Raw genomic sequence first — 12728 nt, forward strand, 5'->3', positions numbered from 1 at the left:
GGGGGCTAGTCCTCGCAGGGGCTGTCCAGCGTCCCGCGCGCGAGCTTGTCGACCACCACCGATTCGCGCGGCGGTTCGCCGTTGCGGGCAATGTGTCCTTCTATCCACATCAGCACAGGGGTGCCGGGCGCCACGCGCAGCTTGGCATAGGCGTCCGCCAGCGCTTGCGCCTGCCCGGTCCTGGCGACCGGATAGCGTTTGCCGGTGCTGCAGATGCCGAAGGTCGTCTCGCCGTCTTTCGATACCACCTTGCCGCGCATGGGGAAGGTCTCGGTAATGAAGTCCACCTCGAATTGCTGGGTCAGCGCGTAATTCAGCGTCGACTGGATGGGCTCGCCGTTCTGGTCCAGCATGCGCAGCGTCGTGCCGGAGATGAATTCATACAGCCCGCCTTCGTTTCGGTCGCCGATGAGGCGGATCTGGTCGGGGGAATCGACCAGCCGCTGCCAGCGGCCGGCGCTGACGAAGGTCATGTCCTTGTTGTCGCGCGTGCCGAAATACACGCGCCGCATGCGCCAGGTCCAGTCGGGCAGCAGGGTGAGCGTAATGCGCTGGCCTGCGCAGTCGGCGCAGGGAATGACGCCGCGAAAGGTTTGCGGCTGGCTGAGGGGCACGCCGCGGTCTATGGTCGGCGCCTGCTCCGCTTGCTCCCGGCTCATGCCCGGAGGCGGAGGCACGGCGGCGTCGGCCTCGCTCGGCGTGCTCGTGCGCTGCCGGTCCGGCAAGGGAATGGCGCAGGCACCCAGGCCGGCGGCGACGACGAGCGCTGCGGCAAGGCTGGCGAGGCGGGACGGAAAGGGGCGGGACGGAAGGGGCGGGTTGGTCATGACGGCTCCGGCTCTTGAGGTTTACCGCAAGTCTACCTTGTTGCGCCTGTCCGCATGTCGGAGATCTCGCGCCGCCGTCCTCCCTGGCGTTGCCCAGGCAAGCTGACATTTATCGCACATGGGTCGCCCGCGAGGGGCCGCGGGCCGGTTAAGCTTGCGTGGGGCCGCAGTGCGGCGATTCTTTACCTTTCTATGTCTTTCGCGCAGATACTCGCGGCCACGCCATGGCTGGCCTATGCATCGGCCATCGTGCTGGGGCTGGTGGTGGGCAGTTTCCTCAACGTCGTCATCGTTCGCCTGCCGCAAATGATGCACCGCGCATGGCGGGCCCAGTGCGCGGAGCTGCAGGGCGAGGATCTCGCGGCCGAACCGTTCGACCTGGCCCGTCCGGCTTCCCATTGCCCCGCATGCGGGCATCCCATCGCCTGGCGCCACAATATTCCGGTATTGAGCTGGCTGGCCTTGCGCGGGCGCTGCGCGCATTGCGGCGCCGGCATCTCGTGGCAGTATCCCCTCGTCGAATTGACGACGGCCGCGCTGTTCGCCGCCTGCGTGGCCGGTTTCGGCATCGCCTGGACGGCCTTGGCCGCGATGGCCTTCTGCGCGGTATGCGTGGCGCTGGCCGTCATCGATCTGCAGACCTCGCTGCTGCCGGACGACCTGACCCTGCCGCTGCTCTGGGCAGGGTTGTTCGTCAATCTGTGGGGGGTGTTCGCGCCCCTGCACGACGCGGCCATCGGGGCCATGGCGGGCTATGGCGTGCTGTGGGCGGTCTACTGGATATTCCGCCTGCTGACCGGCAAGGAGGGCATGGGCTATGGCGATTTCAAGCTGTTGGCGGCCATCGGCGCATGGCTGGGATGGCAGAGCCTGCCTCTGGTGATGGTCGCCGCGTCGCTTGCCGGCGTCGCGGTGGCGGGCACGCTCATGGTCGCCCGCCGGGTGCGGCGCGACCAGCCGCTGCCGTTCGGACCCTATCTCGCCGCCGCGGGCATCGTCGCGCTGCTGGCAGGCGACTTATGGGCTAAGCTCCTCGCATGGTGAACACTGGCTATACATCGGGCAGCCGGCCCTTGCGCGTGGGCCTGACAGGCGGCATAGGATCCGGCAAGACGGCGGTGGCCGACCTGCTGGCGGCACAAGGCGCGGCCATCATCGACACCGATGCGATCGCTCACGCGCTGACGGCGCCGGGCGGGCTGGCCATCGAGCCGTTGCGGCGCGCATTCGGTCCCTCCATGATCGGCGCCGACGGCGCCATGGACCGCGCCCGCATGCGCGAACTGGTGTTTGCCGATCCGCAGGCCAAGTCCCGCCTCGAAGCCCTGATCCATCCGCTTATCGGCCAGGAGGCCGAACGCGAGGCGGCCGAGCGGCAAGGGGTCTACCAGGTGTTCGTCGTGCCCTTGCTGGTCGAGTCCGGCCGCTGGCGCGAACGCGTGGACCGCATCTGCGTGGTCGATTGCGACGAGGCCACCCAGATGCAGCGCGTGCAGCGCCGCAGCGGCCTTGCGCCAGAGATGATCGCCCGCATCATGAATGCCCAGGCCACGCGCGCCGAGCGCCTGGCCGTGGCCGACGACGTCATTCTCAACGACGGCGGCACCACGCCCGCCCAGCTCGCGGACCGGACCCTGGCCCAGCACCGTGCCTGGCTGCAACGGCTACCATCCCCATAAGCCCCCCGCTCCGACCCAGAGCACAGCGCATCCAGCTCCGCCGTCCGCAAGTAGAGCCCCCTGGGGGGAGCGCGTAAGCGCGTAGGGGGCTAATTGATTTGCATATTCAACCGCTCGATCAACGCCTTCCACCGTTCCCGCGTGGCGCGCAGCCAGGCCGTGGTTTGCGCCGCATCCGCCCAGTAGGGCGCTACCGCCATCACGTCCAGCTGGCGCCGGACCTCGGGGCTGTTCAGTATTCCGCGCAACAGTTTTTCCCAGGTCTCGATGACGGCCGCCGGGGTGCCGGAGGGAAACAGGATGACCTGGCTGAACTGCACGTCGAAGTCAGGCACGCCCTGCTCCTGCACGGTCGGCACCTGCGGCAGTTGCGGGTTGCGTTCGGCAGAGGAAGAGGCCAGGGCCTGCAGAGCCCCGGAACGGGCGTAGGCGAGCGTGTTGGACGAGGCGACGAAGGCCAGCGGCACGTGTCCGGCCACCACGTCGGCCAGGGCGGGGGCGTTGCCTTTGTAGGGTATGTGCGTGCCGCGGATGCCGGTCTTGGCCTTCAGCAATTCGAAGGTCAGGTGGCCCGGCGAGGCCAGGCCGGCCGAGGCGTAGGTCAGGTCCTCCTTCGCCGCGCGCGTCAGAAAGTCGCGGAAATTCTTCACCCCCAGGCTGGGATGGGCGACCAGCATCTGCGAGGTGGTCCCGAAAATGCCGGCGGGCACGAGATCGCGGAACGGGTCCAGTCCCATGTCCTTGTAGACCAGCGGATTCACCGTCAGCAGGTGGTCGATGCTGACCAGCGCGGTGTAGCCGTCCTTGGGGGCGCGCGCCACGTACTCGGCGCCGATGTTGCCCGCCGCGCCGGCCCGGTTCTCGACGATGACGGGCTGCTTCAGGCGCTGGGCGGCCTGTTCGGCGATCAGCCGGGCCACGGTGTCCAGCGGGCCGCCCGCGGCGAAGTTGACGACCAGCTTGACCGGACGATCGGGATAGCCGGCCGCTTGCGCCCAGGGGGCGGCCGCGAGGAGGGCGAGAACGAGAGAAAGGCGCGCAAGCGGTCGCATGAGAGGTGTCTCCGTGAGAGCGGCGGGTTGGCTTCAGGGCCAATCTGTAAACGCCGTGCTCGCATTATGGGAAGGGGAGGTATCTCGTTCAAATGATAAAATGCCGCACTGTCATATCTAAAATTCATGGCAATGGATTGGACCCGGCGTTTGCGCATACGGCAACTCGAGGTGCTGAGCAGCCTGGCCGAGACCTGCAATCTCAGCCATACCGCCGACCGCCTCTGCATGACCCAGCCCGCCCTGTCGAAGTGGCTGGCCGAGTTGGAAGCCGAACTGGGCGTGACGCTGTTCGAGCGTCATTCGCGCGGGCTGGTCCCCACGCGCTTCGGCACGGCGATGGCCGAGCATGCGCGCATCATGCTGGCCGAGGTCGAGCGGACGCACCAGACCATCGCCTTGATGGCCGAGGGCGCGGACGGGCAATTGGCGATAGGCGTCACGGCCACGGTCTCGACCGGCCTCCTGCCGGACAGCGTGGCGCTGCTGACGGCCCGCCGGCCGGAAACGCGCTTGTGCATCACCGAGTCCACGCTGGACCAACTGCTGCCGCCGCTGCTCGAGCGCCGGCTCGATTTCGTGGTGACGCGTCTCGAGGGCGACGCCATCGACGACCGATTGCGTTGCACGCCGCTTTACAGCGAACGCATCGCGGTGGCGGCGCCGCCCTCTCATCCGCTCGCCGGGCGCCGCGGTCTTCGCTGGGCCGACCTGGAGGGCTGCGGCTGGATCGTGCCGCCCAAGGGCAATCCGTTGCGGCGCGAGCTGGATGCCGAGTTCGCGCTGGCGGGCCTGCCTGCGCCGCGCTATCGCATGGAGGCCGTGGGCATGGCGATGCTGGTGGCCCTCATGCAACGTGCCCAGCTTCTCACCGCCTTGTCGCGGCGGGTGCTGGATCACTTCCAGGCCTCAGGGCAATTGGTGGCGCTCGATCTGCCGACGCGGCGCCAGGGGACGGTCGGCCTGCTGCGCCATCGCGATGCTCCCGATACCGCGTTGAGCCGGGCGTTTTCCGAGGCGCTGCGCGATGCGGCCGACGGTGCCGGCGTCACATCTCGAAACCGCATTGAAGAGCTGCCTCCTTCAAAGTAGCGGGTGGACCGCGGCGGAAATTTCCCTCCGCCGGGTCCGTACCTACCAGGGAGGTGCTCCGAGGTGTGCCCGCGGCAAGGGCCGGTTCGGAAGCGGGAAGGGCGAGAGTCGCCCAGTCCAGGCTGTGCAGGTATAGTTCTACGAAATTCCGATACCGGACGGTCTACGTGGTTCTTTACGAATATCCATTCAACGAGCGCGTCCGTACGCTGTTGCGTCTGGAAAGCCTCTTCGATAATTTATTCTTTTTCGTGCGGCAATCGGATGCCCGCGGGCATCACGTCGCATTGACCACGCTGTTCGAAATCCTAGACGTTTCGGCGCGTGCCGACCTGAAGTCCGATCTGTTGCAGGACCTCGAGCGCTATCGCCAATCCCTCAGTTCGCTGCGCGAGCATCCCGGCGTGGACCGGCAGACGCTGGACGCCATGCTGTCCAGCATAGAGCAGGCCACCACTTCGCTGGTGGCCCAGGGCAAGACCGGCATGCCGCTGCGGCAGAACGAATGGCTGACCAGCATTCGCAGCCGGCTGGCCATCCCGGGCGGCGCCTGCGAATTCGACGTGCCCTCCTACCATGCCTGGAAGCACAAGCCGGCCGGCCAGCGGGTGCAGGATCTCGTCCAGTGGGTCGAGCCCTTCCTGCCCATCCGCGATGGCCTGGCCATCGTCCTGAAGATGCTGCGCGAATCGGGGCGGCAGGTCGCGGTGGTGGCCGAAGGGGGCGCCTTCCAGCAGATGCTCGGCGGCAAGGCCTATCAGTTGCTGCGCATCTATGTCGATGAAGAGATCGGCGTCTTTCCCGAAGTCAGCGCCAACAAATACATGGTTTCGGTGCGCTTCTCCTCCCAGGGCGGCGACATGAAGCCCCAGCCGGTGACGGCCGACGTGCCGTTCCAGCTCACCCTCTGCAACAGCCTGTAGTCCTTCTCCCGCGCCCTGGCTCGCGGCTTGCGGCTTTGCCGGCCCACGCCGCTAAAATGTCGACATGGTCAAGAAAGTCAAATGCCCCACCTGCTCCAAGCCCGCGCCATGGAGCCCCGACAACGCATGGCGGCCGTTCTGCTCGGAGCGTTGCCGGCAGATCGACCTGGGCGCATGGGCGGCCGAGAAATTCGCCATTCCCGGCGCCCCGCTGGAAACCGACGATCTGGCCGGAGATACCTCGGGCCGCCTGTTTCCTCCGCCGCAATCGGTGAACTGAGCGGCCCTAGGCGTTGGTCAGCAGCGTGCGGATGTCGAGCGACCGAAGCAGCTGCATCGTCTCCCGCGCCAGCCTGGTCAAGGGCTGCAGCCGTGCCGTGCACATGATGAGGTTGTTGTGCATGGCCGGCGAATGCACGCGCGCCGTGGCCAGCGTGCCCGCGCGCAACTGCGGCCCGATCGCGCTCGCCGACAGCAGCGCGTAGCCTTCGCCGCTCTCGGCGAGCGCCACCATCGTGTGGACGGCATTGACCTCGGCAACGATGTTCAGGGAAATGCCGCGTCGTCGGCACGTGGCGTCGACCACCGCGCGGATGGTATTGGGCTGGCACGGCAGGATCAGCGGATATTCCGTCAGGGCGTCGACGGGCAGCGAGTCGGGCAGCCGCTCGCCCAGCCCGGGCAAGCGTCCCACCAGCAGCAATTCCTCCTTGAAAACCGGCTCGTAGTCGAGGGTCTCCCCGGGCGCGGGGTCGTAGAGCAGCGCGACGTCCACCCGGCCCTCGTGCAGCCATTCCCTCAGGCTCACGCTCAAGCCTTCGGTCACCGTCAGGGCGGCGCCCGGCAGGCGCTCCCGGAAACCGCGCACCAGCCTGGGAGCCAGCAGGTGGGCGATCCGGGGCGGCAGGCCGACCACGATCTTGCCCTGGGGCATGGCCTTCAGATCGTGGATCTCCTGCCGGGCGAGAGCCAGCCGCTCCAGGACCACCCGCGCATGTTCCAGCAGGCGTTCTCCCGCCTCCGTTGGCCTGACGCCGCGTCCGTTCCGGTAGAACAGGTGTTCGTGCAGCTCGACCTCCAGCAACCGGATCTGCCTGCTGAGGGAGGGCTGGGTCATTTCGAGCATCATCGCCGCCCGGGTGAAACTGCCCGCATCGGCTACCTGGACGAAGTACTCGAGTTGCTTGATGTCCATCCGGGACACTCCTTTCTCTATAGAAGAGTTCTATAGCTGCTAGTGCTGTTCTGTAATTTACTCGATAGGGGCGTCCGCCAATAATGGGCGCCTCCGCCGGGTGCGCGCGCGCATATGGAGCGGCGCGCGGGCCGCGGCGGCCTTATGGAGGCATTGCATGAAGAAACGGGAGTTGCCGATCGCGATCATCGGCGCCGGAATAGGGGGACTGGCGGCGGCGGCCGTGCTGCGCAAGCAGGGAGTGAATGTCCACGTATACGAACAGGCGAAGCAGTTCGCCCGCATCGGCGCGGGCATCCAGATGACGCCCAACGCCATGCGCGTGCTGAATGGGCTCGGCTTGCGGGGCCGCCTGGAAGAGATCGCGTTCGCGCCGCGGTCGTCGCTGAACCGCCAGCACGATACGGGCGCGGTGACCAACGAGTTTCCGCTGGCCGAGGCGGTCCTGGAGCGATACGGCATGCCGTTCCTGGCCATGCACCGGGGCGACCTGCATGCGGCGCTGGCCGGGCTCGTGCCCGGAGAGAACATCTCGCTCGGGAAGAAGCTGGTCCGCTTCGAGCAGCGGGACGGGTCGGTCCTGCTCGAATTCGAGGACGGCTCGCAGGCGCACGCCGCTGCCGTCATCGGTGCCGACGGCGTGCATTCGCAGGTGCGCGAGCTGCTGCTGGGCGCGGAAAAGCCCCGTTTTACCGGGCGGGTGGCCTACCGGACGACCTTTCCCGCCAGCCGGCTGGGCTCGCTCGACATCGGGCCGTCGCGCACGAAGTGGTGGGGGCCCGACCGGCATATCGTCATCTACTACGTCACCAGGCGGCGCGACGAGGTCTATTTCGTCACCAGCCAGCCCGAGGACGCCGGCTGGCTTACGCCGGAGTCCTGGTCCGCCAAGGGCGACCTGAACGTGCTGCGCGAGGCCTATGCCGACTTCCATCCCGACGTGCGCGCGGTGCTGGCGGCGTGCCCCGACGTGCACAAATGGGCCATCTTCCAGCGCGACCCGCTGCCCAGCTGGGGCGAGGGCAACGTCGTGCTGATGGGCGATGCCTGCCATCCGATGACCCCCTACATGGCCCAGGGCGCGGCCATGGCGCTGGAGGACGCGGTCGTGCTGGCCCGTTGCCTCGAGGCGCGCGGCGCGGACGTCGACGCCGCTTTCCGGACGTTCGAGCGGGTCCGCAAGCCGCGCACTTCGGCCGTGCAGGCCGGGTCCAGCGCCAACAACTGGATGCGGGAGGCGACCAACCCGGACTGGGTATATGGCTATGACGCCTGGGAGGTCGCGCTCGGCGATTGAGCGTCGGCAGGCCCGGGTCCGGGCGCGGCCCGGTCAACGAACAAGGAGACAGCATGAACATACGAGCAAGTATCGCTGCCTGCGCCATCGCGGCTGCCGGCATGGCCGCCGGCCCGGCGAACGCCGCCTATCCGGACCGGCCCATCAAGCTGGTCGTGCCGCACGGTCCCGGCGGTGTCGCCGACACCGTGTCGCGGATCTTCGCCGACGCGCTCGCGCAGGAGCTCAAGCAGCCGGTGATCGTCGAGAACAAGGCGGGCGCCAGCACGATGATAGGCGCCGACTACGTGGCCAAGGCCCCGGCCGACGGCTACACGCTGTTGATGGCGTCGGTCACGACCCTGTCCATCAATCCCTTCCTGTATCCCAACATCACCTACGATCCCAAGCGCGACTTCGCGCCGGTCTCCATGGTGGCTGCCTTGCCGTTCTACCTGATGGCCAGTCCCACGCTGGGCATCAAGAGCGTGAAGGACCTGGTGGCGCTGGCCAAGTCCAGGCCGGGGCAGCTCAATTACTCCTCGCCCGGGTCCGGAACGTCGCCGCATCTCGTGGGCGCGCTGTTTGCGTCCATGACCGGCATCGATGCCATTCACGTTCCCTACAAGTCCACGGCCTCCGCCGAGGTCGACCTCAATGCGGGCCGCATCCATTTCGCCTTCACCGGTTCGGGCATGGCTCCCATACGTTCGGGACGCGTGACCGGCCTGGGGGTGACCAGCGACGAGCGGGTGGCTTCCATGCCGGAGTTGCCCACGCTGAAAGAGCAGGGGCTGGACCTGGAAGCCACGGTGTGGAACGGCGTGGTGGCGCCCGCGGGCACGTCGCCCGCCATTGTCGAGAAACTCGCCGCGGCCCTGGCCAGGATTGCGAAGTCGCCGGACATCAGGGAGAAAGTCCAGGCCCATGGCGGCATCACGGTGGGCAATACGCCTGGCGAGTTCCGGCGCCTGATCGACACCGAGGCGCGCCGCTGGGAGAAAGTGATCAAGGAGGCCAGCATCTCGGTCCAGTAGCGCCGGCCCCGCGGTCAATCGCCCCAGAACGCGCCGATTCCCGCGATGCCGTGGGCGCCGTGCGCGACGGCCGTCGCCCGGGTCAGGGAGGACTGGCCACCCAGCGCGAATACCGGCAGGCCGGCATGCAGCGCCATGGCGGCAAAGGCCTCCCATCCCATGCCCGGCTGGCCCGGATGCGAAGCGGTTGGCAGCACCGGCGCGAGCACCGCGAAGTCGGCATCGAGGCGGCGTGCACGTTCCAGTTCCTCCGCGCTATGGGCCGATACGCCCAAGCGCGCGCCGCGAGGCAGGTCGGGACGCTGCGCGGGGATATCCGCGGACCGCAGATGGACGCCGTCGGCCTCGCCGCGCCAGGCGGCCGGGTGGATGCTGTTCAACAGCACCTGGGCGCCGGCCGCCCGGGCGCGCGCCACCACCTGCCTGAGCACGTCGCGCAGCGCCGGGTCGTCCGGTCCGCCGGGCCAGCCCGGCTCGCGGAACTGGATGAGCTTCATGCCCGCGGCCAGCGCGGTATCGAGCCGCTTCAGGAACGGTTCGACGTTGCCGTGCGAGCCGATGTTCGTGATCGCGTAGGTATCGGGCACGTGCAGCCATTGCAGCGGCGGCAGGGTAGCGGGCAGCAGCGGTCCGATGCGCGGCTCCAGGGCCAGGCCCAGTGCATCTTCCGGCGCCTGCGCGCGCGCCTGGGCCGCCTCCAGGTCAGTGGGTTGCTCGCCGCGCGCCAGGCGCGCTTGCAGCGCGGCGATCCGCCGTTCGCGATCCTGTGCCGCGGCCGCGATCTCCGCCGGCGTGGCGGCGCGGATGCGGGCCCATTGCAGCGCCTGCGATTCCAGCCCATGCGGCTGGCCTTCCCAGCGCGTCACGCGGCAGAAATACAGCCGCACGGTGGCGTGCGAGTAAGCGTGCACGTGCGTGACCCAGGTGGCCGATTCCAGCACCGTCACGCCCAGCTCTTCCTTCAATTCCCGCGCCAATGCCTGCAACACCGTCTCGCCCGGCTCCAGCTTGCCGCCCGGCAACTCCCACCATCCCGCATAAGGCTTGCCCTCGGGCCGCTGCCCCAACAACAGACTGCCGTCCGGCCGGAGCATCACCCCCACCGCCACATCCACGACTTTCGAACCAGAATCAACCGTCGCCATCCGCCTTCCCAAAAAAATCGATCCAGACCCAGGGCACCGCGGATCCGGCTCCGCCGGTCCGCCAGTGCCGCCCCCCCGGGGGGGCGCGCGTCAGCGCGTAGGGGGGGGGCCTTCCCTCCCGGCCCAGTCCTTCGCGAATTGCCAAGCCACGCGCCCGGAGCGCGAGCCGCGTTCCAGCGTCCACTGCAGCGCCGCGGTGCGGGACCTGGCGATGGACTCCTCGCTGCATCCCAGCTCGCGCAGCCAATGCGCGACGATGTCGAGGTAGTCGTCCTGCTTGAACGGGTAGAACGACAGCCAGAGCCCGAAGCGCTCGGACAGCGAGATCTTTTCCTCGACCGTCTCGCCGGGATGGATCTCGCCGTCGCTCTGGTGCTTGGCCTGCAGGTTCTCGTGCATGTACTCCGGCATCAGGTGGCGCCGGTTGGACGTGGCGTAGATCAGCACGTTCTGGGTGGAGGCGGCGATGGAGCCGTCCAGCACCGACTTCAGGGCCTTGTACCCGGCCTCGCCTTCCTCGAACGACAGGTCGTCGGCGAAGACGATGAAGCGCTCGGGCCGCTCGGCCACGATCTCGACGATTTCCTGCAGATCGCCCAGGTCGCTCTTGTCGACCTCGATCAGGCGCAGCCCGCGATCGCCGTAGGCGGCCAGCATGGCCTTCACCAGCGAACTCTTGCCGGTGCCCCGGGCGCCGGTCATCAGCACGTTGTTGGCCGGCTTGCCCTCCAGGAACTGCACCGTGTTGCGGTCGATCACGTCCTTCTGGCGATCGATGTGCTGCAGGTCGTCCAGGTCGATGCGCGCGATGTGGCGTACCGGCTCCAGCCAGCCGCGCGTTCCTCGCTTGCGCCAGCGGAAGGCGTGGGAGCTCCAGTCCACGGGGGGCGGGGCGGGGGGCAGCCACGCCTCGAGCTGGGCGAGGACGCCCTCGGCGCGTTTCAGGAAAGAGGCCAGATCGACGGATGGGGAGGACTCGTTCGGCACAGCGGCGTTCCTATCTTCGGCCGGAGCCATGCCGGCCCCGGATCGTGTTCTTGAACGACGGATTTCGGCCCGGGGGGATGCCGCCCGATCGAAATCCGTCTACGGCACCGGGTATTGCACCATTTTTTTCGATGGCGCGCCCGGGGGGCCAGGCGCCAACCGCAGAGCGGTGCGGAGCTGACGTACCCAGGGCACCGCGGATCCGGCTCCTCCGGTCCGCAGCCCCACCCCGGGGAGGCGCGAAGCGCGCAGGGAGGCGCCCTACGACCTGTAGTCCGCGTTGATGCTCACGTACTCGTGCGAGAAATCGCACGTGTACACGGTTTCGGCCACGTCGCCGCGGCCTAGCGAAATGCGCACCGAGATCTCGGCCTGCTTCATCACGCGCTGGCCGTCCTCTTCGCGGTAGTCCGGGTTGCGCCCGCCGTTCTTTGCCACCCACACATCGTCCAGCCACAGGTTGACGCGGCCCACGTCCAGGTCGTCGATGCCGGCATAGCCGATGGCGGCCAGGATGCGGCCCAGGTTGGGATCGGAGGCGTAGAAAGCGGTCTTGACCAGCGGCGAATGGGCGACGGAATAGGCGACCTTGAGCGCTTCGTCCTGCGTCCCGGCGTCTTCGACCTTGATGGCGATGAACTTGGTCGCCCCCTCGGCGTCCCGCACGATGAGCTGCGCCAGCTCGGTCGCCGCGGCCTTCAGCGTGGCCAGCACCTCGGGATAGAGCGGGTCCGACTCGGACTCGATGCGCAGGCCGGCGCGGCCGGTCGCGGCGACGATGAAAGAGTCATTGGTGGACGTGTCGCCATCCACCGTGATGCGGTTGAACGAGACGTCGGCGATCTGGCCCGCCATGCGCTTGAGCAGGGCGCCGTCGATGGCGGCATCGGTAGCGAGGAAGCCGAGCATGGTGGCCATGTTCGGCCGGATCATGCCCGCGCCCTTGCTGATGCCGGTGATGGTGATCTGCTGGCCGCCGATGTTGGCCTTGCTCGAGACAATCTTGGGCAGCGTATCGGTGGTCATGATGCCGTGCGCCGCTTCGGTCCAGTTGCCCGGGGCGAGGGCCTTGACTGCCGCGGGCAGGCCGGCCTCGATGCGGTCTACCGGCAGGGGCTCCAGGATCACGCCGGTGGAGAACGGCAGGACCTGGCGCGGGTCGAGCTGCAGCAGCCGGGCGAGCGCCTCGCAGGTGGCGCGAGCGGCGGCCAGGCCCGGCTCGCCGGTGCCGGCGTTGGCGTTGCCGGTATTGATTACCATGGCCCGGATCGGCAGGGCCTGCGCCAGGTGCTCTTCGCACACCTGCACCGGCGCCGCGCGGAAGCGGTTGCGCGTGAAGACGCCCGCCACCTGGGTGCCTTCGGCCAGGCGGAATACCGTCAGGTCGCGCCGGCCGGCCTTGCGGATGCCGGCCTCGGTCACGCCGATGTCGACGCCGTCCACCGGGAAGACTTGTTCGGGAGCGGGAATGTGCAGATTGACAGCCATGGGTGTCCTCGCGGAACGAAAAGGTGT

At 68.1% G+C, this 12728-nt stretch carries 13 protein-coding genes; 7 read left to right on the forward strand and 6 right to left on the reverse strand.

Annotation, left to right across the window (positions count from 1 at the left end; translation table 11 throughout):
- Window positions 1-5: 5 nt before the first annotated feature.
- Window positions 6-827 carry a copper resistance protein NlpE N-terminal domain-containing protein gene (locus tag CDO44_RS12625; protein ID WP_087780555.1) on the reverse strand — a complete coding sequence of 274 codons (822 nt, stop codon included), beginning with the start codon at window positions 825-827 and terminating at the stop codon, window positions 6-8.
- A 192-nt stretch (window positions 828-1019) separates the two neighbouring features.
- Between CDO44_RS12625 and CDO44_RS12630 the strand changes: the two genes are divergently transcribed.
- The gene (locus tag CDO44_RS12630; protein WP_087780556.1) at window positions 1020-1871 is read left to right on the forward strand and encodes an A24 family peptidase; all 852 of its coding nucleotides are present in this window, start codon (window positions 1020-1022) and stop codon (window positions 1869-1871) included.
- Window positions 1865-2506: a dephospho-CoA kinase gene (gene coaE / locus CDO44_RS12635; RefSeq protein WP_087780557.1), complete on the forward strand. Its 642-nt coding sequence runs from the start codon at window positions 1865-1867 to the stop codon at window positions 2504-2506. The genes CDO44_RS12630 and coaE overlap by 7 nt, the downstream gene beginning before the upstream one ends.
- An 89-nt stretch (window positions 2507-2595) precedes the next feature.
- On the opposite strand, the gene CDO44_RS12640 is transcribed toward coaE, so the two are convergent.
- Window positions 2596-3558, reverse strand: coding sequence for a tripartite tricarboxylate transporter substrate binding protein (locus tag CDO44_RS12640; RefSeq protein ID WP_087780558.1), 963 nt, complete (start codon window positions 3556-3558; stop codon window positions 2596-2598).
- Between the two features lie 126 nt (window positions 3559-3684).
- Between CDO44_RS12640 and CDO44_RS12645 the strand changes: the two genes are divergently transcribed.
- The 3 genes from CDO44_RS12645 (at window position 3685) to CDO44_RS12655 (ending at window position 5853) form a co-directional block, all read left to right on the forward strand.
- The gene (locus CDO44_RS12645) at window positions 3685-4650 is read left to right on the forward strand and encodes a LysR family transcriptional regulator (protein ID WP_087780559.1); all 966 of its coding nucleotides are present in this window, start codon (window positions 3685-3687) and stop codon (window positions 4648-4650) included.
- A gap of 167 nt (window positions 4651-4817) precedes the next feature.
- Entirely contained in the window at window positions 4818-5573 is a 756-nt protein-coding gene (gene zapD, locus CDO44_RS12650) for a cell division protein ZapD (RefSeq protein WP_087780560.1), read from the forward strand.
- A gap of 64 nt (window positions 5574-5637) precedes the next feature.
- Complete coding sequence (locus tag CDO44_RS12655; protein WP_087780561.1) at window positions 5638-5853, forward strand: DNA gyrase inhibitor YacG; 216 nt, start codon at window positions 5638-5640, stop codon at window positions 5851-5853.
- Window positions 5854-5859: 6 nt separating this feature from the next.
- Here the strand turns inward: CDO44_RS12655 and CDO44_RS12660 are convergent, their stop codons facing one another.
- Window positions 5860-6768, reverse strand: coding sequence for a LysR substrate-binding domain-containing protein (locus tag CDO44_RS12660; protein WP_087780562.1), 909 nt, complete (start codon window positions 6766-6768; stop codon window positions 5860-5862).
- A 157-nt stretch (window positions 6769-6925) separates the two neighbouring features.
- On the opposite strand from CDO44_RS12660, the gene CDO44_RS12665 reads away from it, so the two are divergent.
- Entirely contained in the window at window positions 6926-8065 is a 1140-nt protein-coding gene (locus tag CDO44_RS12665) for an FAD-dependent monooxygenase (protein ID WP_087780563.1), read from the forward strand.
- A gap of 53 nt (window positions 8066-8118) precedes the next feature.
- Window positions 8119-9081 (forward strand): tripartite tricarboxylate transporter substrate binding protein, encoded by a 963-nt coding sequence (locus CDO44_RS12670; protein WP_087780564.1) that lies wholly within the window; start codon window positions 8119-8121, stop codon window positions 9079-9081.
- Between the two features lie 14 nt (window positions 9082-9095).
- On the opposite strand, the gene CDO44_RS12675 is transcribed toward CDO44_RS12670, so the two are convergent.
- The 3 genes from CDO44_RS12675 to argJ form a co-directional block, all read right to left on the reverse strand.
- Window positions 9096-10226, reverse strand: coding sequence for a thiamine phosphate synthase (locus tag CDO44_RS12675; RefSeq protein ID WP_087780565.1), 1131 nt, complete (start codon window positions 10224-10226; stop codon window positions 9096-9098).
- A 90-nt stretch (window positions 10227-10316) separates the two neighbouring features.
- Window positions 10317-11213 (reverse strand): ATP-binding protein, encoded by an 897-nt coding sequence (locus CDO44_RS12680; protein WP_233146160.1) that lies wholly within the window; start codon window positions 11211-11213, stop codon window positions 10317-10319.
- A 261-nt stretch (window positions 11214-11474) separates the two neighbouring features.
- Window positions 11475-12701, reverse strand: coding sequence for a bifunctional glutamate N-acetyltransferase/amino-acid acetyltransferase ArgJ (gene argJ, locus CDO44_RS12685; protein ID WP_087780567.1), 1227 nt, complete (start codon window positions 12699-12701; stop codon window positions 11475-11477).
- Window positions 12702-12728 lie beyond the last annotated feature (27 nt).

Origin of the sequence: Pigmentiphaga sp. NML080357 (assembly GCF_002188465.1) — a bacterium.
Classification (GTDB): Bacteria; Pseudomonadota; Gammaproteobacteria; order Burkholderiales; family Burkholderiaceae_B; genus Pigmentiphaga.